The 20,753-nt window shown below is 66.7% G+C and carries 17 protein-coding genes; 4 read left to right on the plus strand and 13 right to left on the minus strand.

Features of this window, described 5'->3' with window-relative positions:
* Positions 1–42: 42 nt before the first annotated feature.
* Entirely contained in the window at positions 43–1,617 is a 1,575-nt protein-coding gene (ffh, locus tag ACIP9X_RS04610; RefSeq protein ID WP_400478564.1) for a signal recognition particle protein, read from the minus strand.
* Positions 1,618–1,760: 143 nt separating this feature from the next.
* Between ffh and ACIP9X_RS04615 the strand changes: the two genes are divergently transcribed.
* Positions 1,761–3,134 carry a glucose-6-phosphate dehydrogenase gene (locus tag ACIP9X_RS04615; protein ID WP_400478565.1) on the plus strand — a complete coding sequence of 458 codons (1,374 nt, stop codon included), beginning with the start codon at positions 1,761–1,763 and terminating at the stop codon, positions 3,132–3,134.
* Positions 3,135–3,280: 146 nt separating this feature from the next.
* Here the strand turns inward: ACIP9X_RS04615 and ACIP9X_RS04620 are convergent, their stop codons facing one another.
* Positions 3,281–3,619, minus strand: a complete 339-nt coding sequence (locus ACIP9X_RS04620; RefSeq protein ID WP_009356573.1) for a P-II family nitrogen regulator — start codon at positions 3,617–3,619, stop codon at positions 3,281–3,283.
* Complete coding sequence (locus tag ACIP9X_RS04625; protein ID WP_400478566.1) at positions 3,616–4,995, minus strand: ammonium transporter; 1,380 nt, start codon at positions 4,993–4,995, stop codon at positions 3,616–3,618. The genes ACIP9X_RS04620 and ACIP9X_RS04625 overlap by 4 nt, the downstream gene beginning before the upstream one ends.
* Before the next feature lie 227 nt (positions 4,996–5,222).
* Between ACIP9X_RS04625 and ACIP9X_RS04630 the strand changes: the two genes are divergently transcribed.
* The gene (locus ACIP9X_RS04630) at positions 5,223–6,476 is read left to right on the plus strand and encodes an MFS transporter (protein ID WP_400478567.1); all 1,254 of its coding nucleotides are present in this window, start codon (positions 5,223–5,225) and stop codon (positions 6,474–6,476) included.
* Positions 6,477–6,557: 81 nt separating this feature from the next.
* On the opposite strand, the gene ftsY is transcribed toward ACIP9X_RS04630, so the two are convergent.
* From ftsY to coaD, 7 genes are all read right to left on the minus strand, one after another.
* Entirely contained in the window at positions 6,558–7,766 is a 1,209-nt protein-coding gene (gene ftsY / locus ACIP9X_RS04635; protein WP_400478568.1) for a signal recognition particle-docking protein FtsY, read from the minus strand.
* A 38-nt stretch (positions 7,767–7,804) separates the two neighbouring features.
* Positions 7,805–11,419, minus strand: coding sequence for a chromosome segregation protein SMC (gene smc / locus ACIP9X_RS04640; protein ID WP_400478569.1), 3,615 nt, complete (start codon positions 11,417–11,419; stop codon positions 7,805–7,807).
* Positions 11,420–11,530: 111 nt separating this feature from the next.
* Positions 11,531–12,487, minus strand: a complete 957-nt coding sequence (mutM, locus tag ACIP9X_RS04645; RefSeq protein ID WP_400478570.1) for a bifunctional DNA-formamidopyrimidine glycosylase/DNA-(apurinic or apyrimidinic site) lyase — start codon at positions 12,485–12,487, stop codon at positions 11,531–11,533.
* A gap of 8 nt (positions 12,488–12,495) precedes the next feature.
* Positions 12,496–13,233 carry a ribonuclease III gene (gene rnc / locus ACIP9X_RS04650; RefSeq protein ID WP_400478571.1) on the minus strand — a complete coding sequence of 246 codons (738 nt, stop codon included), beginning with the start codon at positions 13,231–13,233 and terminating at the stop codon, positions 12,496–12,498.
* A 21-nt stretch (positions 13,234–13,254) separates the two neighbouring features.
* On the minus strand, positions 13,255–13,458 hold the full coding sequence (gene rpmF / locus ACIP9X_RS04655; RefSeq protein WP_009356569.1) for a 50S ribosomal protein L32: 204 nt from the start codon (positions 13,456–13,458) through the stop codon (positions 13,255–13,257).
* Positions 13,459–13,494: 36 nt separating this feature from the next.
* The gene (locus tag ACIP9X_RS04660) at positions 13,495–14,019 is read right to left on the minus strand and encodes a YceD family protein (RefSeq protein WP_400478572.1); all 525 of its coding nucleotides are present in this window, start codon (positions 14,017–14,019) and stop codon (positions 13,495–13,497) included.
* 122 nt (positions 14,020–14,141) lie between these two features.
* Positions 14,142–14,642 (minus strand): pantetheine-phosphate adenylyltransferase, encoded by a 501-nt coding sequence (gene coaD, locus ACIP9X_RS04665; RefSeq protein WP_400478573.1) that lies wholly within the window; start codon positions 14,640–14,642, stop codon positions 14,142–14,144.
* Between the two features lie 93 nt (positions 14,643–14,735).
* Between coaD and ACIP9X_RS04670 the strand changes: the two genes are divergently transcribed.
* Entirely contained in the window at positions 14,736–15,944 is a 1,209-nt protein-coding gene (locus tag ACIP9X_RS04670; RefSeq protein WP_400478574.1) for an aminotransferase class I/II-fold pyridoxal phosphate-dependent enzyme, read from the plus strand.
* A 41-nt stretch (positions 15,945–15,985) separates the two neighbouring features.
* A complete protein-coding gene (locus ACIP9X_RS04675) occupies positions 15,986–16,732 on the plus strand; it encodes a spermidine synthase (protein WP_400478575.1) in 747 nt (248 codons plus the stop codon).
* 4 nt (positions 16,733–16,736) lie between these two features.
* On the opposite strand, the gene rsmD is transcribed toward ACIP9X_RS04675, so the two are convergent.
* The 3 genes from rsmD to ACIP9X_RS04690 all read right to left on the minus strand — a co-directional run bounded on the left by rsmD (position 16,737) and on the right by ACIP9X_RS04690 (position 20,751).
* Positions 16,737–17,342 carry a 16S rRNA (guanine(966)-N(2))-methyltransferase RsmD gene (gene rsmD / locus ACIP9X_RS04680; RefSeq protein WP_400478576.1) on the minus strand — a complete coding sequence of 202 codons (606 nt, stop codon included), beginning with the start codon at positions 17,340–17,342 and terminating at the stop codon, positions 16,737–16,739.
* 78 nt (positions 17,343–17,420) lie between these two features.
* On the minus strand, positions 17,421–19,697 hold the full coding sequence (locus tag ACIP9X_RS04685) for an ATP-dependent DNA helicase RecG (protein ID WP_400478577.1): 2,277 nt from the start codon (positions 19,695–19,697) through the stop codon (positions 17,421–17,423).
* 58 nt (positions 19,698–19,755) lie between these two features.
* A complete protein-coding gene (locus ACIP9X_RS04690; RefSeq protein WP_400479038.1) occupies positions 19,756–20,751 on the minus strand; it encodes a DAK2 domain-containing protein in 996 nt (331 codons plus the stop codon).
* Positions 20,752–20,753: the final 2 nt, after the last annotated feature.

Raw genomic sequence — 20,753 nt, forward strand, 5'->3', positions numbered from 1 at the left:
AGCGGTGCGACATCGGCGCAGGCCGACATGACCGCGACGTGCCTACTTGCCCAGGAACTTATCGAAGCCCTTGGGGAGATTCAGCTGCGACGGATCGAAGTCGCCGCTCTGCTGGCCGAAGGAGGCACCTGTCGGCAGCGCCTTCGCAGCGTTGGCGCGCCGGGCCTCAGCCTCGCGCAGTTCCTGCGCAGCCTTGGCCGGGTTGCCTGACCGGGCCTTCTTCTTGGGCGCGTTCTTGGCACCCTTGCGGGCGCCGCCGCCGCCACCGCCCATGCCGGGCATTCCGGGCATCCCGCCGCCCTGGGCCATTTTCTTCATCATCTTCTGCGCCTGGGCAAAGCGCTCCAGCAGGCCGTTGACCTCGGACACGTGAACGCCCGAGCCCTTGGCGATACGGGCACGCCGGGAGCCGTTGATGATCTTGGGGGCAAGTCTTTCGTGCGGCGTCATGGACCGGACGATTGCTTCGACCCGGTCGATCTCGCGCTCGTCGAACTGCTCCAGCTGCTGGCGGATGTTCTGCGCGCCCGGCATCATCATGAGCATCTTCTTCATGGAGCCCATGTTGCGGATCTGCTGCATCTGGGCGAGGAAGTCATCCAGGGTGAAGTCCTCCTGGTCGGCGAATTTCTTCGCCATCCGGGCGGCTTCCTCCTTGTCCCAGGACTTCTCCGCCTGCTCGATCAGGGTGAGGATGTCGCCCATGTCGAGGATGCGGGACGCCATGCGGTCCGGGTGGAAGAGCTCGAAGTCGTCCAGGCCTTCGCCGGTGGAGGCGAACATGACGGGCTTGCCGGTGACGGACGCGACGGAGAGCGCGGCACCGCCGCGGGCGTCGCCGTCGAGCTTTGACAGCACGACGCCGGTGAAGTTGACGCCTTCATCGAAGGCCATTGCCGTGTTGACGGCGTCCTGGCCGATCATCGCGTCGATCACGAAGAGGACTTCGTTGGGGACGATGGCCTTGCGGATCTGGCGTGCCTGTTCCATCATGTCGGCGTCGACGCCGAGACGGCCGGCGGTGTCCACGATGACGACGTCGTGAAGCTTCTGGCGCGCTTCCTCCACACCGGCGCGTGCGACGGCGACAGGGTCACCCGCGGGGTGCTCCAGCTCGGAGGTGGCTCCCGGGTGCGGGGCGAAGACGGGCACGCCGGCGCGCTGGCCGACGACCTGCAGCTGGGTGACGGCGTTGGGACGCTGGAGGTCACATGCCACAAGGATGGGGCTGTGGCCCTGTGACTTGAGCCACTTGGAGAGCTTGCCGGCGAGGGTGGTCTTACCCGCGCCCTGCAGGCCGGCGAGCATGATGATGGTGGGGCCGGTCTTGGCCAGGCGGATCCGGCGCGTCTCGCCGCCGAGGATCTCAACGAGCTCCTCGTTGACGATCTTCACGATCTGCTGGCCCGGATTCAGTGCCGCGGAAACCTCGGCTCCAAGGGCGCGCTCCCGGACCTGTCCGGTGAACTCGCGGACCACGGGCACAGCAACGTCGGCGTCCAGCAGCGCGCGGCGGATTTCGCGGACTGTGGCGTCGACATCAGCCTCCGTGAGGCGGCCCTTGCCACGGAGGTTCTTGAAGGTTGCTGTCAACCGGTCAGAGAGTGAATTGAACACGCGCCGTGCACTTCTTTCAGTGGATGTACGGATGGCGGCCCTGCGGCACACCAGCGCCTCGGCTGCTGTTACCAGCTGCGTCGACGACGGGACTCGACTATCTAGGGTACCAAGACGGGCCTCCAAGATGGCATGCTGGCACAGTGACGAGCCAAACAACTGTAAAAACCCTGCTCATCCTTGGCGCCTCCGGTGACCTGACGGGCCGGCTCCTGCTCCCAGGGCTTGCCCGCCTGGCAGCCGCGGGACGGGCGGCGGGCCTCCGGCTCGTGGGGGCAGGCTCCGATCCCTGGCCGCAGGAACAATGGCGGGAGCGCGTCCATACCGCATTCGCCGACGCCGCGGGGAAGGCAGACGCTGCCGGCCGGCAAGCCCTTGAAACGCTGGAACAGTACTCGGCCTACCACCAGCTGGACGTCACGGCGGACGGCCCTTTGGCGTCCCTGCTCTCAGAACTCGAAGGCCCGGTGGCTGTCTATTTCGCCCTGCCTCCGCAGGTGAGCCAGAAAGCCTGTGAGATTTTGCAGCCAGGCCAGGTTCCGGCCGGTACCCGGCTTGTCATGGAGAAGCCGTTCGGCTCTGGCGAAGTATCGGCCCGCGAACTCAACCGGACCCTGCTCGGTCTCGTCCCGGAAGACCACATTCACCGCGTGGACCACTTCCTCGGCAAGGCCACGGTCCTGAACATCCTGGGCCTGCGCTTCGCCAACAATTTCCTGGAGCCGGTCTGGAACCGGCAGCACATCGAAAAGGTGGAGATCATCTTCGATGAGGACCTGGCCCTGGAGGGCCGTGCCCGCTATTACGACAGCGCCGGTGCCCTGCGCGACATGATCCAGAGCCACCTCCTGCAGATCATGGCGCTGATGGCCATTGATCCCCCGGCCACGATCGGCGAGCGTGACCTGCGGGACGCGGTGGCCACGGTGCTGCGGGCCAGCAGCATCAAACCTCCCTACGAAGCCGCCGCGCGCCGTGCGCGCTACACGGCCGGCAGCATCGGCGGCAGGCCGGTCCCCAACTACGCGGATGAAGAAGGCGTGGACGCTGCACTCAACACCGAAACGTTCGCCGAAGTCCGCGTGGAGATCGATAACTGGCGCTGGAATGGCGTGCCGTTCATCCTGAGGTCGGGCAAAGCCTTGGGAAAGAAACGGAAGGAAGCGGTGGTGACCTTCCGGCCTGTGCCGCACCTGCCCAAGGGATTCCGGGGCAGGGACGTCCCGAACCAGCTGAGGATCGGCTTTGGACCGGACACGCTGGAGCTGGATGTGGACGTCAACGGTCCCGGCGACATCTTCACGCTGGACCGCGCCTCCCTCGTTGCAGAGCTGAGCGCCTCTGACCTCCTGCCATACGGGGAAGTCCTGGAGGGCGTTCTCACCGGCGATCCCCTGCTGTCCGTCCGCGGCGACACCGCCGAGGAGTGCTGGCGGATAGTTGAGCCGGTGCTCCAGGCCTGGGCGGGCGACGCGGTTCCGCTTGAGGAGTACGACGCCGGGTCCACGGGGCCCTGAGGCACCGTCAGGTTCTGGGCAAAAAGGCTGACTCCGTTCGGAACGGCCAGGTTCCGTACGGACGGACAGGTTCCGGGCAGGCAAAAGGGCCGGTCACCTTTCGGTGACCGGCCCTTCAGCATTCCCTGCGGCTGCGGGGGCAGGTATCAGATGGCTGCTACGCCACGTTCACCTGTCCGCACCCTGACTGCTTCGAAGACATCCACGGTCCAGACCTTGCCGTCGCCTGCGCGTCCGGTGTTGGAGCTGGCGATGATGACGTCCAGGATGTCGTCGGCCTGTTCGTCCGTGGCCAGGACCTCCACCCGGATCTTGGGCAGCAGGTCCACGTTGTACTCCGCGCCGCGGTAGACCTCGGTGTAGCCCCGCTGGCGGCCGTAGCCGCTGGCGGCGCTGACCGTGAGCCCCTGGACCCCGTAGGCCTCCAGGCCTTCCCGGATGGTTTCCAGCTTCTCCGGCCGGACGATCGCCGTAATCAGTTTCATGCCCCCACGCTTTCCTTGCCTGATGCTGTTTCCTTCTTCTCTTCCGGCGCGCCCTTTGCAGGTGCGCCTGCTGCCGGCGGAGTGTCCGTGCCGCTGGTCGGAGCATTGCCAGTGATCAGGTCATGCAGCGGCTGGAAGCTTCCGCCGTGGCCGCCAACACCGAACTCGTAGGCGGTCTCGGCGTGCAGGCTGAGGTCCACGCCAACAACTTCCTGCTCCTGGGAAACCCGGAAGCCCATGGTCTTGTGGATGGCCAGTGCGATGATCACCGTCAGGATGGCCGAGTAGGCGATGGCGATGCCGGCCGCTGCGAGCTGTGCCCAGAGCTGAGCCAGTCCGCCGCCGTAGAACAGGCCGCCGCCCACACCGTCCGCGGGGAGGGCGATGAAGCCCAGAGCCACGGTGCCGATGATGCCCGAGACCAGGTGGACGCCCACGACGTCGAGGGAGTCATCGAAGCCCCAGCGGAACTTCAGGCCGACGGCCAGGGCGGAAGCCACACCTGCGACCACACCGAGTCCGAGGGCACCTACCGGGCTGACGTTGGCGCAGGCCGGGGTGATGGCCACCAGGCCGGCGACCACGCCGGACGCTGCACCCAGCGAGGTGGGGTGGCCGTCGCGGATACGTTCGGTGATGAGCCAGCCGAGCATGGCAGCTGCCGGAGCGGCCAGGGTGTTGACCCAGATCAGGCCGCCTTGCTCGGCAGTTGTGGCTGCACCGCCGTTGAAGCCGAACCAGCCGAACCAGAGGATGGCTGCGCCGAGCATGACGAACGGAACGTTGTGCGGGCGGTGGTTCGGGTCCTTACCGAAGCCCTTCCGGTTGCCGATGATGAGCACCAGGATGAGCGCCGCTACACCCGCGTTGATGTGAACCACGGTACCGCCGGCGAAGTCAATGGCCGGGCCAAGCGCCTGTCCAACCGCGCCTTCGGGGCCGAACAGTCCGCCTCCCCACACCATGTAGGCCAGCGGGCAGTAGACCAGAGTTACCCAGACAGGCACAAAGACGCTCCAGGCGCCGAACTTTGCGCGGTCCGCGATGGCGCCGCTGATCAGGGCGACGGTGATGATTGCGAAGGTGGAGGCGTAGCCGACCTTGATGAGGCCGTCCGGGGTGTCGATGCCCTCGAGGCCGAACGTAGCGAACGGGTTCCCGACAATCTGCAGGAATCCGTCACCGGAGCTCATTGAAGCGCCCCAGAGCACCCATACGACACCGACCATGCCGATGGAGATGAAGCTCATCATCATCATGTTGAGTGCTGCCTTGGCGCGCGTCATGCCGCCGTAGAAAAATGCCAGCCCTGGTGTCATGAACAGCACGAGTGCCGCCGCCACCATGAGCCATACGTGACCTGCGGTAAGTTCCATGGTGCACGTCCTCCCTGTGATCGATGCCGCGGAGATATCCGCTTGACCAACGCCTTTTGCGTCCTACATAAAGTTTTGCCCCGGCGTGTTTCGCTGGCGAAGGATTTAGATTGCCGGTCTGTTACAAGAACCTCCCGGAAGTAAATGGTGCATATCTGGCTTGTTACGGTTATGTTTCACCCTTCCCATTCCCCCTTTTCGGCCCGCTCTGCAAGGATCACTGCTTCATGACGCCACATCCCCGTCCCGCCACCGGAAGGCTGCGCTTCCCAGCCGGCAGGCGAAATGCGGGCGCGCCGCTCCCCCGCGACATCAAGGTGATGCTCGTTGCGGCGTTCCTGATAGCCCTCGGATTTGGACTGGTGGCGCCGGTGCTCCCCCAGTTCGCCACCACATTCGATGTCGGTGCCACGGCGGCCGCCGTGATCGTCAGCATCTTCGCGTTCATGCGGCTGCTGTTCGCGCCGGCAGGAGGTGCGCTGATTGGCAGGCTCGGCGAGCGGCCCGTCTACGTGACCGGACTGCTGATTGTGGCTGCGTCCACGGCGGCCTGCGCCTTCGCGCAGGATTACTGGCAGCTCCTGATCTTCCGTGGCCTCGGCGGTGCCGGGTCGGTCATGTTCACGGTGGCGTCGATGGCACTGGTCATCAGGCTGGCCCCTCCCGAGGCCCGCGGCAGGGTGTCAGGCGCCTACGCCTCGGCGTTCCTGATCGGCAACGTCTGCGGGCCGATTGTGGGCGGACTGCTGGCCGGGTTCGGGCTGCGGGTTCCGTTCCTCGCCTATGCCGGCGCTCTTGTTCTGGCAGCGCTCGTGGTGCAGACGCAACTGAGCCATGCCCCGGTTTCGGGCGGCCGCGACGGTTCGGCGGCGCCGGCGATGAAGCTGGGAGAGGCCCTGGGCGACTCCGCCTACCGGGCGTCGCTGCTCTCGAGCTTCGCCAACGGCTGGGCCACGTTCGGGGTGAGGATGGCCACAGTGCCCTTGTTCGCAGTGGCCGCGCTCGGCGCCGGACCGGAGGCAGCAGGCTGGGCACTGGCCGTCTTTGCCGCCGGGAACGCCCTGGCCCTGACCTTCTCCGGGAGGCTGGCCGACAGTCTCGGCCGCAAGCCCATGATGGTCGCCGGTCTCGTGCTGACAGGCGCGGCCACCGGCGGCATCGGCCTCACCCAGGGACTGGCCTTGTTCCTTGCCGCATCGCTGCTGGCGGGAGTCGGTGCGGGCCTCCTTGGCCCGGCGCAGCAGGCCGCGGTGGCGGATGTGATCGGACGGGAACGGTCCGGCGGGCGGGTGCTGGCGGTTTACCAGATGACCGCCGATATCGGAGCGATCCTCGGTCCGGTGTTCACCGGGCTGGTGGCAGACGCATTCGGATACGGCTGGGCGTTCGCGGCAACGGGCGCAGTGCTGCTGCTCGCGGCCGCCGGATGGCTCCTTGCCCGGGAGACCGTGCTGCGCCAACCCGACCAGGCAGCAACGTAGGCTGCCAACCCAACCCGGTAGCAGAAGAGGCCGTTCCCAGGGTTGGGAACGGCCTCTTCTGCTACTCAGTTGGGAGAGGTGTCAGTTCAGGAGGGCGTCGACGAAGCCTTCGGTTTCGAACGGGGCGAGATCGTCGGCTCCTTCACCGAGCCCGATGAGCTTGACGGGAACGCCGAGGGCCCTCTGGATGGCGACCACGATGCCGCCCTTGGCGGTGCCGTCCAGCTTGGTCAGGACGATTCCGGTGATGTTGACGACCTCGGAGAATACACGCGCCTGGTTGAGGCCGTTCTGTCCGGTCGTGGCGTCGAGCACGAGGAGGACTTCGTCAACCTCGGCCAGTTTCTCGATGACGCGCTTGACCTTGCCGAGCTCGTCCATCAGGCCGACCTTGTTCTGCAGGCGTCCGGCCGTGTCGATCATGACGACGTCGACCTCCTGCTCGATGCCCGCCTTGACCGCCTCATAGGCGACTGACGCCGGGTCCGCCCCGTCGATGTCGGACTTTACGGTGGGAACGCCGACGCGCTGGCCCCAGGTGGCCAGCTGCTCCGCGGCGGCAGCACGGAAGGTGTCTGCCGCGCCGAGCAGGACATCCTTGTCCTCGGCGACGAGGACGCGGGCGAGCTTGCCCACCGTGGTGGTCTTCCCGACGCCGTTGACGCCCACCACCATCATCACGGCAGGCCTGTCCGGATGCCGTTCGACGCGGAGGCTGCGGTCCATGGTGGGATCGACGAGCTTGATGAGTTCCTCGCGGAGCAGGGCCTTGACCTGCTCCGGCGACCGGGTGCCGAGGACCTTCACACGTTCGCGGAGGGCGTCCACGAGCTGCATGGTGGGCTCGGTGCCGAGATCCGCCAGGAGCAGCGTCTCCTCGACTTCATCCCATACGTCCTCGTCGATCCTGTCGCTGGACAGCAGCGCAAGGAGGCCCTTGCCAAGGACGTTGTTCGACCGAACGAGGCGCTCCCGGAGGCGGGTGAGGCGCCCGGCGACCGGCAGCGGAGTCTCGACCGGGATCGTTTCCAGGCCGGCAACGTCGTCGGGAACCTCTGTTTCCAGGCCTTCCACGTCGGCCAGGTCAGGGGCCGTCCGCCCGGGAGTCGTCACCGGGCGGTCCTCGAGGAGCGTGGCACCGCCTGCGGGCGGCTGCACGGGATCGTTGGCATCACGGGTTCCGGGGTACTGCTTTCCGGACTTCCGTGACTTGAGCAGCACCGGAATCAGCCCGCCGATGACCGCCAGGGCAGCGAGGATGGGCAGAAGAATTGGAAGGATGTCGTTCACATCTCCTAGCTTCTCACAACAGCCCCTGCGGCCCCGCGCTACACCTCGGCGCTCAGGCGCTGGCTGATCACGGTGGAGACGCCGTCACCGCGCATCGTCACCCCGTACAGGGCGTCCGCGACCTCCATGGTGCGCTTCTGGTGCGTGATGACGATGAGCTGGCTCGATTCACGCAGCTCCTCGAAGATGGTGATGAGGCGCCCCAGGTTGGTGTCGTCAAGCGCGGCCTCCACTTCGTCCATGACGTAGAAGGGTGAAGGCCTGGCTTTGAAGATGGCCACGAGCAGCGCCACCGCCGTCAGGGACCGTTCGCCGCCGGACAGCAGGGACAGGCGCTTGATCTTCTTTCCGGCGGGCCGTGCTTCGACCTCGATCCCGGTGGTCAGCATGTCGTCGGGGTCCGTGAGGACCAGCCGGCCCTCGCCGCCTGGAAAGAGCCGCGAAAAGACGTGGACGAACTGTGCTGCGGTGTCAGCGAAGGCCTCCGCGAAGACCCGCTGTACCCGGTCATCAACTTCCTTGATGATGTCCAGCAGGTCCTTGCGGCTGGATCTGAGGTCTTCGAGCTGCGTGCTCAGGAACTGGTGCCGCTCCTCCAGCGCGGCAAATTCCTCCAGCGCCAGCGGGTTGACCTTGCCCAGCGAGGAGAGGTCACGCTCGGCTTTGCGGAGCCGTTTTTCCTGCTCTTCGCGGACAAAGGGCTTGCCCTCCACAATCGGTCTGCCGTCCCCGTCGACGGGTGCCCGGAGCTCGGCCCATTTGTCGGCGGATCCTGTGGCGGGCAGCGGAACCGGCCGGTCCGGTCCGTAGTCTGCCACCAGCTGGTCGGCGGTCAGGCCCAGCTCCTCGACCGACCTGACTTCCAGCGCGTCGATCCGGAGTTTCTGCTGGGTGCGGGCAAGTTCGTCCCGGTGCACCGAGTCCGTTAGTTCCGCGAGCTCCCGGGCCAGGGCGTCGTTGGCGGTCCGGATGTCGGCCAGTTCCCGGTCCCGCTGTTCGCGGTTCTGTTCGGCGATGTCGCGCTCCCGGCCGGCCAGTTCCACCGAGGCGTCGCTGAACCTGATGATGTGCTCCGCAGCTTGCGCGACCGCGGCAGCCCGGCGGGCCTGGATCCTGCGGCGGCGGGCACGTTCGGCAGCGGCCTCCCGCGCCCGGCGTTCCGACGCTGCTGCCCGTTCCAGCGAAGCCGCCCTGTTGGAGATCGCGGAGAGCTGCTCCTCCGCGCTGCGCAGCGCGAGCCGGGCCTCCATTTCGGCGGAGCGCGCCTGGGCTGCCGCGGCCGCGAGCCCGTCCCGCTCCGCGGTTGACGGTTCCTCCTCCGCCGGGGCTTCCTGGGCAGCGGCCAGCCGCGCCGCGACCGCGGTCAGTGCTTCCTGTTCGGTCACCATGTTGGCCTCAGCACGCGCCAGTGAGGCGGCCAGCCGCTCGCTCTCCCCCACTGCGCTGCGGAGTACCGAATTAAGATGGCCCAGCCGTTCAGCGACTGCGGCCAGCCGTGCGTCGGAGTCATGGAGCCGTTCGAGGGCGGCGTCCGTTCTGTCCTGCGCCTCGGCCCGGCGCGACTCCGCACCAGCCAGCGCGAAACGGCCCTGCTCGAGTCCGGCGGTCACCGCGGCCAGCCGGGAGGCGGCGTCGTCGACGGCAGCCTGCACCTCGAGCAGCGACGGCGCGTTGGCCGAGCCGCCGCTGACGGTCGCAGCGGTAAAGACGTCGCCCGCCAGCGTGACGGCGGTCAGGGCGGGCTGCTCGCTGATCAGCGCGGCGGCGGCTTCCAGATCGTCCACGACGGCGGTCCCCGCCAGCAGGCACTGCACCGCCTGCTCCGCGGCGCCCCCCGCGGACACGAGGTGAGTTGCCCAGCGGGCACCCTCCGGCAGAGCCCAGCGGGCACCCTCCGGCAGAGCCCCTGCCGGCGGCGCGGCCGAGCCGTCGGCTTCGGGCAGGGTTTCCAGCAGCAGCGTGGCTCGGCCGGCCTCGTCGTCCTTAAGGAGCTGCAAGACGGCGGCGGCAGTGCCGCCGTCCCGGACCACCACCGCGTCCGAGGCAGTGCCGAGGGCGGCGGCGATTGCGGTTTCGCAGCCTGGTTCCACCGTCAGCACCGATGCGAGGGTTCCCATAATCCCCGGCAGTCCGGCGCCGAGGGCGTGCCCGGATCCGTCCTTCCGCTGCAGGCCCAGGAGGAGCGCATCGCGGCGGGCCTTGAGCGCGTCTCGCTCCCGCACCGCTTCCCGCTCGGCGGCCCGGAGGGATTCTATTTCGGCAAGAACGGCGTCGAGGTCCGCACTGGCATCCTCATACTCGGCGTCGAGGGACTCTTCACCGTCCTCGACGCCGGCAACCTGGGATTCCAGCGCCGTGAACTCTGACTGGGCCTGCTTCCGCCGTTCCTCGCCGGCAGCCTGAGATTCGCGCAGCCTGCCGATTTCGGCCTGGGCGGCTTCAACCCTGGACCGCGCGGCCGCGACCTGGCCGGCCAGCCTGGCCAGGCCTTCCCGCCGGTCGGCGGCGGCGCGCAAGGCGGCAGTGAGCCGCTTCTCCTCCGCGGCCGCAGCGATTTCCGCTTCGCTTTTGGCGGCGCTGGCCGCTTCCAGGGCGCTGCGCCGTGACACGATCTGCTGCTCGAGGTCTGCCTGTTCGGCGCGGACGCGGGCTGCCTGCTTTTCAAGCTGGTCGGGGTCGCGGCCCGGCTCTGGTGCCGCGTCCGCCGAGCCGAGCAGCCGGCACCGTTCCTGCGCCAGTGAGCTCAGGGAGCGCAGCCGTTCGCGTCCGGCGGTCAGCTGGTACCACGTGTCCCGGCCAGCATTGAGCCTGGGGGTGGCTTCCGCCGCAAGCTGTTCCAGCGCAGCCTGGCGCTGCCGGCCGGCCTCGAGTTCGCGTTCGACGGCGGCACGCCTGGCTTTCACGGCAGTTTCGTCGGCGATGTCCTGGGCAAGGTCTGTCCGGAGCCGGACAAGGTCGTCGGCGAGCAGCCGTGCGCGGGCATCGCGCACCTCGAACTGGACTGTTTGTGCCCGGCGCGCCACTTCCGCCTGCTTGCCCAGCGGCGTCAGCTGGCGGCGGATCTCGGCTGTGAGGTCGCTGAGCCGTTGCAGGTTGGCCTGCATGGCCTCAAGTTTACGGACCGTCTTTTCCTTGCGGCGGCGGTGCTTGAGGATTCCGGCCGCCTCTTCGATGAAGCCGCGCCGGTCTTCCGGGGTCGCATGCAGCACCTTGTCCAGCTGCCCCTGGCCCACAATGACGTGCATCTCCCGCCCCAGGCCCGAATCGGAGAGAAGCTCCTGGATGTCCAGCAGGCGGCAGGCCGCACCGTTGATCGCATACTCGGAGCCCCCGGTGCGGAACAGCGTCCGGGAGATGGTCACTTCGCTGTACTCGATGGGGAGGGCACCGTCGGTGTTGTCGATGGTCAGCGAAACGTGGGCGCGTCCCAGCGGCGGCCGTCCGGAGGTGCCCGCGAAAATGACGTCTTCCATTTTTCCGCCGCGCAGGGTTTTGGCGCCCTGCTCGCCCATGACCCAGGACAGTGCATCGACCACATTGGACTTGCCGGAACCGTTGGGTCCCACCACGGCGGTGACGCCGGGCTCAAAGTCGAAGGTCGTCGCCGAGGCAAAGGACTTGAAGCCCCGGACGGTCAGACTTTTGAGGTGCAAGGTGTTTCTGATCTCCTGAGTGGCTGCAGCGGCTGCTTTCCCTGCCCTAAATCTACTGCCATGCGGCACGGAACCCGCGGATTTCCGGGCCTCCCGGCGGGGAGGCGAAGGTCACCACCGGCCGTTGCGGGGCCGCGGCTGGCACACGGGGCAGGTGTAGGAGGAACGGTTCATGAACATCTCGCGCTTCATCATGGTGAGCCGCCCGGATTCGGCACAACGGCGGCACTGCTCCCCCGCGCGCCCGTAGGCGTTCAGGGAGCGTTCGAAGTACCCCGAAGCACCATTGACGTTGACGTACAACGAGTCAAAGCTCGTCCCGCCGGCGTCGAGGGCGTCGATCATGACTTCCCGGGCTGCGGTGAGCACCCGCTCAGCTTCCGCCCGCCGGAGGGTGTCCGTCGGCCGGGCGTAATGGAGCCTGGCCCGCCACAGGGCCTCGTCCGCATAGATGTTGCCGATGCCGGATACCAGTCCCTGGTCCAGCAGAGCGCGCTTCAGTCCGGTTTTGCGGTTCCGCAGCCTGCGGTAGAAGTCCGCAAAGGAAAAGTGCGGGTCCAGGGGGTCTCGCGCGATGTGTGAAGCCTCCTCGGCGATCAGCGGCAGAGGATTTTCCGCCAGGCCACCGGGTCCGGCGTCGCTCGTGGGTACGAGCGACGTCACGAAGAGGCCGCCGAAGATCCTTTGGTCGACGAACCGCAGCTCAGCGGGCATTCCGCTGCGCGGACTCAGCTGGAGACGGACCTTCAGGTGCTTCTCGTCGGGGACGGAAGAGTCCTGCATCAGGAGCTGTCCGCTCATGCCGAGGTGCGCCATCAGCGCCACCTTTGGAGGCTCTGCGGACGCGGCAGCGGCGCCTTCACCCTGCAGCGGCATCCACAGGAACTTTCCGCGGCGGACCACGTCCAGGACTGTGGCACCCTGGAGGTTTCCCGCGAAATCCTCGGGTCCCAGGGCATGACGCCGCAAGGATCTGGGGTCGATGATGTCGACGCCGGTGATGGTCCGGCCGAGAACCCAGCTGACCAGGCCCCGGCGGACCACCTCCACTTCGGGAAGTTCAGGCACGCGTCACCTTAGTTGCTGGCAGCGGATTCCGTGGACGCGTCCGTCGCCGCGGCGGCAGCGCCCGAGCCGGTGCCGGAGAGGGCACGCCAGGCATCGGCTGCGGCTTCCTGCTCCGCTTCCTTCTTCGAGTGCCCGGTTCCCTTGCCGTAGGCCTTGCCGCCGATCTGCAGCTCCGCCATGAACGTCCGGGCGTGGTCCGGCCCTGAGCCTTCCACCGCGTAGTAGATGCTGCCGAGCTGACGGCCGGCTGCCAGTTCCTGGATGCTTGTCTTCCAGTCGGTGCCGGCGCCGAGGGCCGCGGCGTCCTTCAAGAGGGGACCAATCAGGCGCATGACCAGCTGCCGGGCGGTCTCGATGTCATTGGAGACGTAGGTGGCGCCAATGAGCGCTTCCATCGTGTCAGCCAGGATCGAGGCCTTGTTCTTTCCTTCGGTGAGCTTCTCGCCCTGCCCAAGGTAGATGTACTCGCCAATCCCGAGGCTGCGTCCGATGCCCGCCAGCGCCCGGGTGCTGACCACTGCCGACCGCCGTTTGGCAAGGTCGCCTTCAGGAAGCGTCGGGTTGTCGCGGTACAGGGCGTCCGTCACGGAGAACCCCAGTATGGAGTCGCCCAGGAACTCAAGCCGCTCGTTGGTGGGAATGCCGCCGTTTTCGTAGGCGTAGGAACGGTGTGTCAGAGCAAGACGAAGCGTCTCGGCGTCAATAAAGACACCGAGACGCTTCAGAAGCTCTTCAGTTGAAGACATTCTTTTCAGCCTGTGGGCCGATTAGACGTCTGCGACCTTGCGGCCCTTGTACTCAAGGAACAGCGCAGTGCCAGCCGAGTCGGTAACGACCTTTGCCTGGTGCGGCAGGCTGTAAGTAACCTGGCCGTTCTCAACAGTCTTCACCAGGTGGGGGGCAGTCGCCTTCCACTGGGAGCGGCGGGCGCGGGTATTCGAGCGAGACATTTTCCGCTTGGGAACAGCCACGGCTAACTCATTTCTCTCTAGAAAAACACTTACACATCAGTTTTGCCGGTCAGGCTTGGTCAGATCAGCCAGGGCAGCCCAGCGAGGATCTACGACCTCGTGGTGGTGCCCCGGCTCGTCTTCCAGGCGCACCCCGCATTCGGAGCACAGGCCCTGGCAGTCTTCCCGGCACACCGGCTGGAACGGCAGCATGGTGACAACCGCGTCCCGCAACACCGGCTCAAGATCGATCAGATCGTGCTCGACTCGACGTTGCTCTTCGTCGTCTTCCTCGTCGGAAGGCAAGGCGCCTTCGTAGAAGAAAAGTTCTTGCACATTGACTTCGAGGTCATACGCAAGGGGATCCAGGCATCGGCCGCATTCACCGGTTACTTCGGCAAATGCGGTTCCTGATACCAGAATTCCTTCGTGTACGGCCTCAAGCCTCAGGTCGAGCTCGATGTCCGAGCCTTCCTGAACGCCAATGAGCGCCACGCCAAGGTCACTTGGCGCGGGTACATGTTCCGTCAGTGTACGCATGCTCCCCGGACTGCGTCCGAGGTCCTTGACATCCAGCATCAAGGGCGAACTAGCATCTCGCTTAATGAGAACTCCTGTTGAACATATGACCGACGTATTATCTTAGCCCGAAGTCCTTCACGACTCAAACCAAGAACTGTAACCGGGGAAACTACCGCTCAAGCCTACCCTCTTGGTGGCTGGCCGGAGGCAGGCGCGCCCGCAAGCAGCCGCTTCAGGACGGACCTCGGAACAAAGTCCGACACATTGCCGCCAAGTGTGAACACTTCCTTGATCAGCGTCGAGGACAAGTGGATGTAGTGCGCCTCCGCCGGCAGGAACACCGTCTCAACACCGCTGAGCTGGCGGTTCATTGTGGCCATGGGCAGTTCGTAGTCGAAATCAGACGAGGAGCGCAGCCCCTTGACGATGGCAGAGACGCCCCGCTGGCGGCAGTACTCGGCAAGGAGGCCCTCGCCCACAGGCTCCACGACAATGCCGCGCAACGATGCGAGCGTTTCCTTGGCCATCTCGATCCGCTCCTCCAGGGGAAAACGGTATTTCTTGGCGTAGTTGGTGGACACGGCCACGATCACTTCGTCGAAGAGGCTCGCGGCTCGGGCGATCACCTCAAGGTGTCCGTTGTGGATGGGGTCGAAGGACCCTGGGCATACGGCACGTCTCATGCTCCGAACCTACCGCATCCGCGAGCCGGGATACCATGACTTGATGCAGCGGCCGCGCGGGAAACCCGGCGGAAACGGACAGGCAGGACGGCAATGACAGAGACACTACCGGCGCCTTGGCATCGCGCGGCTACGGGGGCTAACCTCCTGGGTTCGGACGGCACCCTGGGTGTGACGATCTTCGAGGAGATGACCACGCTGGCCGTCCGCACCGGCGCCATCAACCTCGGGCAGGGCTTCCCCGACGAAGACGGTCCGGCGGAGATCAAGGCGGCGGCCCAGGAAGCCATCGCGCAGGGCTCGAACCAGTACGCACCGGGCAAGGGCATCCCCGAACTTCGGCACGCGATCTCGGCACATCAGCAGCGCTTCTACGGCCTGGCCCCGGACCCCGATACCGAGGTCATCGTCACCACAGGCGCCACCGAAGCGATCGCCGCGTCCCTGATGGCATTCGTGGGTCCCGGCGACGAAGTCCTGACTTTCGAGCCGTTCTACGACTCATACGGCGCGATCATCGGCCTGTCCGGCGCCACGCACGTCACAGCCCCTCTCCTCGCACCCGATTTCATGCCCGACTTGGCGGCGCTGGAAGAAGCCTTCAGTCCGCGGACGAGGATTGTGCTCATCAACAACCCGCACAACCCCACGGGTGCCGTGTTCCCGGCGGAGGTCCTCCAGCGTGTGGTTGACCTTGCCCGGCAGCACGATGCCCTCATCATCACCGACGAGGTCTACGAGCACCTCACGTTCGGTGTGCGCCACATCCCGGTGGCCACCCTTCCCGGCGCGGCCGGGCGCACCGTCACCATCTCGTCGGCGGGGAAGACCTTTTCCTTCACCGGATGGAAGGTGGGCTGGCTGAGCGGGCCGGAGGACCTGGTCTCCGCAGTCCGCACCGTCAAGCAGTTCCTCACGTACAGTTCCGGCACGCCCTTCCAGAGCGCCATTGCCACCGGCCTGGGGTTGCCGGACACGTTCTATGAGGACATCGCCCTCACGCTCAGGAAGAAGCGTGACATCCTGAGCGACGGCCTCCGGGCCGCAGGGTTGGACGTGTTCACGCCGCAGGGCACGTATTTCATCAACGTGGACACGTCACCCCTGGGCATCAGCGATTCCGTGGAGCTCGCCCGGCGCCTGCCTGCCCTCGTCGGAGTGGCCGCGATCCCCGTCCCCGTGTTCTGCCACGCCGAGGGAGCGGAACGGACGAAAAGCCTGCTGAGGTTTGCCTTCTGCAAGCAAACGGCAGTCCTGGAAGAGGCAGCCGCCCGGCTGGCAACCCTGCGGGAGCAGCTCTGACAGCGGGGCAAAGTCCGCAGCGGGTGTCCCGGTATCTGCGTATGACCGGCCAGCATGCGGTAATCGAGCCTGATGCGTACACCGACGGCGGCTTCGTCCTCAGCATCGGCGGAGCGGAACAGTCGCACGTCGACCTCACCGAGCCCGAGGATATCTTCTACGAGTACCTGCGCAGGATCGGGCACATGGTGGATCTCGCCGCCCCATGGGGCGAACCCATCACGGCGCTGCATCTCGGGGCCGGGGCACTGACTCTGGCCCGGTATATCCAGGCGACCCGGCCGGGCTCGGCGCAGTACGCCGTGGAGCTGGAAAGGGAGCTGCTGGACTTTGTGCTCGAACACCTCCCGCTGCCCGAAGGAACTGAACTGCACACGCTCATCGGCGACGCCCGGGAGTCGCTCGCGGAACTGCCCGCGGATCTGCGCTTCGACGTCGTGATCCTGGACATCTTCTCCGGCCCTGACGCCCCGGCCCACATTGCCTGCGCGGAGTTCTACCAGGAAGCAGCGGCGCGCCTGTCCGGGCGGGGCGTGCTGATCGTCAATGTCGGTGACGAACCTGGTTTGACCCTGGTCCGCAGCCAGGTCGGTGCGCTCCGGCGGGTCATGGCCGACGTGGCCGCATTCGCCGAAGCCGGGATGTTTTCCGGACGGTATCCGGGGAACATTATCCTGGCGGGCACCCAAAAACCCTGGCCTGCACCGTGGACCGCTGCCCTGACTGCCCGCGGACCGCACCCGGCCAAGGTGCTGGCGGGCGTCGAACTGGACCAGCTCTCCGGCTGACGGCTCAGTCCTCCGCCTCCAGGTCGACGTCAACGTCCGTTTCACTGGCGGGCTCGGCGAACCACAGCCGGGTCTCACCGTATTTCTTCTCCGTGAACCGCTCCATGGCGGGCGGCCAGGAAGGCTCGGGAGACCTCGACGACCTCTCGACCACGACAACCGCTCCCACGGCCAGATGCCGGCCGAGCTTCTCAAGAACAGCCCCCAGCGCCTGTTCGTCCAGCGGGTACGGCGGGTCAAGGAAAGCAACGTCCCACTGTGCGTCCTCCCCGGTCCGCTCCAGGAATGACTCCACCCGGGAACGGTGCACCGTGACCGCCTTACGGCCCAGCACGCTGTTGATCAGGTCCGCGTTCCGCTGGCAGACAGCGCTGGCCTTGGCGTCGAACTCCACCAGGTCAACGGTGTCCGCTCCCCTGCTGGCGCTCTCGACGCCCAGCGAGCCGGAGCCGGCGTAGAGATCCAGCACGCGTGAACCTGCCAGCACGTCGAAGGCGTCGAGCCGGGAGAACAAAGCTTCCTTGACCCGGTCAGTCGTGGGGCGCGTCAACGAGCCCGGAACGTTTACCAGGGGCGTACCTCCGGCGGCCCCCGCCACGATCCGGCTCATGCTGCCGGCTCCGCGTCCGCCGTCACAAGTTCCGCCGTCACACGTTCTGCCGCTACAAGTTCCGCCGCTTCCGTGCTGCTAACCGCGTTCAAGGAACGCCTCCTTTTCGGGGTTCAGGTACTCGTCGATGGCTTCCGCCAGTGCCGGATGGGCGGTCAGCGACGGATCGCGGCCCACGATGTCCTGGGCATCCTGGCGGGCACGGGCAATGATCTCCTCATGCTCGAGCACCCGCAGGAGCTTCAGAGTGGACCTGCCGCCGGACTGGGAGGCACCGAGGATGTCACCTTCACGGCGCAGCTTCAGGTCCTCCTGGGACAGCTCGAAGCCGTCGGTCGTGGCGGCCACCGCGTCCAGGCGCCGGCGGCTCGGATGTCCCGGCTCCAGCGTGGTTACCAGCAGGCAGGTTCCCGGCAGCCCTCCGCGGCCCACGCGGCCACGCAGCTGGTGAAGCTGCGAGATGCCGAACCTGTCGGCGTCGAGGATGACCATCAGCGTGGCATTGTGCACGTCCACGCCCACTTCGATGACCGTGGTGGATACCAGGAGCTTTGTTTCATTGGCCGTGAACGAGGCCATGGTCTCGGATTTCACAAGGGGATCCTGGCGCCCGTGCAGCGGTGCCAGGGGCACTCCGGCCAGGGACGGCTCCTCGCGGAGGTGCTCGACGACGGCGGTCACCGAAGCCAGCTCGCGGGCGGAACCGTCGCCCTCCGGTTCCCCGGGGACCGGTTCCGCTTCCCCCGGACTGAAGTCGCCGTCGTCGTCCGTTCCGATCTTCGGGCACACGACATAGACCTGGTGGCCGGCATCTATCTCTTCGCGTGACCGGGACCAGATCCGGGAAACCCAGGCGGGGTTCTCTGCCAGGCCCACCACGTGTGTGGTGATGGGCGCCCGGCCGGCCGGAAGCTCGTCGAGAACAGACGTCTCCAGGTCGCCGAACACCGTCATCGCCACAGTGCGGGGAATGGGTGTGGCGGTCATGACCAGCAGGTGCGGCGGTCTGCTGGCCTTGGCGCGCAGGGCATCGCGCTGTTCAACACCAAAGCGGTGCTGCTCGTCCACCACAATGAGGCCGAGGTCGTAGAAGGAGACGTTGTCGCTGAGCAGGGCGTGGGTGCCGACGATGATGCCGGCTGTGCCTGAAGCGGCGTCCAGCAAGGCCTGCTTGCGGGCGGCTGTGGGCATGGATCCGGTGAGCAGGCTGACCTGGACGGTGTGGTCCCCCATCCCGCCCAGCAGGCCGTCGCTTGCCAGCGGTCCCAGCGTCCGCCTGATGGAGTCGAAGTGCTGCGCCGCCAGGACTTCGGTGGGTGCCAGCAGGGCGGCCTGTCCCCCCGCATCCACCACCTGGAGCATGCCGCGGAGCGCCACGATGGTCTTGCCGGACCCAACTTCGCCCTGCAGCAGCCGGTTCATGGGGACATCCTGCGACAGTTCAGTCGAGAGCGTCTTGCCCACCGCCGCCTGGCCGGAGGTCAGCGTGAAGGGAAGCTGCCGGTCGAAGGCTGCCAGCAGCCCGTCGGCGACGGGCCGGCGCGCCGTCGCTTCCTCCGCAGCCAGCTGGGCACGGCGGCGTGCGAGGGCCGACTGCAGGACCAGGGCCTCCTGGTACCGGAACCGGTCCTGTGCCCGGCGCCAGTCCCGGGGCGTCTGAGGTGTATGGATCAGTTTGTAGGCTTCCGGCAGCGGCAGGAACTTCCCACGGGCGGAAATGGCGGCGGGCAGCGGGTCCGCCAGCTCGCCGAGGTCCACGGTGTCCAGCAGCGTGGAGATGACTTTCTGGATGGACCAGCTGGTCAGTTTCGCCGTGGCGGGATAGACCGGGATGGGCATCGCCGCAAGCTTCTCCGGGTCCATGCCAGGGGTGTCGGGGTCGTCATCAAGCAGCTGAAAATCCGGGTTGGTCAGCCCCAGGGAGCCGCCGTACCGGGTGACCTTGCCGGAGAACAGGGCGCGGCGGCCTGGCTGGAGCTCCGCTTTGGCGCGGTAACCGTTGAAAAAACTGATCTTCAGGGTCCCAGGGCGCGCGGACCCCTGTGAGCCTGTGCCGGGCAGCCCGGCACCTTGCACGCCGGAAGCGCCGGTGTCATCGGAAATCACGACGTCGGTCAGGGAACCGCGGCGGGCGCGCATTTGCCGGGTACTGTTCGAAATGACCCGCGCGATGATCGTTACTTCTTCGTCTACGGGCAACTCGCTGATGGGCGTGAGCTCACCCCTGTTGAGGTAGCGCCGGGGGAAGTAGTTGAGGAGGCCGCCGACTGTGGTGATGCCCAGGTGCTTTTCAATCACAGCAGCAGAGCGCTTGCCGATCCGGCGTTCCAGGCCCAGGTCAAGCTCGGCGTTCATGGTTCCTCCGCATTCGCCAGCCTGCCGTGTCCATCGGCCTGCTCATCTGCGCACCTGCTCATCTTCCCTCAACCCTGCTCCCGGCATCAGCCTCCACCGGGGCGGGGTCACGCGGCCGGGCAAGCTCACTGACGGCCACATCGGTGGGTTCACCGAGGGAACGGATCAGCTCCAAGGCGGGGACGGCGTCGAGGACATGGGCATGGACGCGCCAGCGGTACCGTCCCTCGGGGTCAGGTGAACGCTCCACTTGGCTCATGATCACAGAATCGCCGAGTTCGTCGAGACGCTGCCTGAGGGTGGCGGCGTCAAGCGGCGACAGGCTGACGGTGCACATGACCTCCACACCGTCATCGTCCGGCAGGTCGGCATGGATATGCGGATCCTGCACATCGTAGCCGTGCAGGCCGTCGAGCAGTTCGCTCTGCAGCTCCTCGCCCAGCACCGCGGACCTCAGGCAGTCGAGGATGAGCAGCATCCCCACACCGCCAGCGTCCACCACGTGCGCAGCCTGGAGGGCATCCAGCTGCTCTTCGGTGTGCACTACCGCCTCCAGGGCTGCACCGACGGCGGCGTCCAGCACCAATCCCAGGGCGTGGTTGCTGTCGTTCCCCTTCTGGGCAGCATCAACGGCGGCCGCCGCGCGCGACGCCGCCTCCATGACGGACAGCATGGTGCCGGGCACGGGATCGCTCAGCGCGGACCATGCCCGGATCTGGGCCCTGTTCAGGGCGGTGGCAAGCAGGCTGGCGGTGAGCCGCGGCTGGCCGGTCAAGGGTTCGGCGGCCGCACAGAGAAAGACCGAAAACAGGGTGCCGGAGTTGCCCCGGGCCTGCTCCATTGCGGCCTGGCCCGCCTTGGCGAGGACTGCGCCGACGTCGTTCTGGGCAGCCTCGTCCGGCAGGGACTCCTGAAGGGAGCGCGTTGCTGCGCGGACAGTGAGATAGAGGTTGGTGCCGGTGTCGCCGTCGGCCACCGGAAAGATGTTGATCGCGTTGAGGCGGTCGCTGTGGTTGCCCAGCGCCGTTTCGGCCTTGCCCAACCACCGCTTCATCG

It is taken from the genome of Arthrobacter sp. NPDC093125 (assembly GCF_044754225.1).
Lineage (GTDB): Bacteria > Actinomycetota > Actinomycetes > Actinomycetales > Micrococcaceae > Arthrobacter.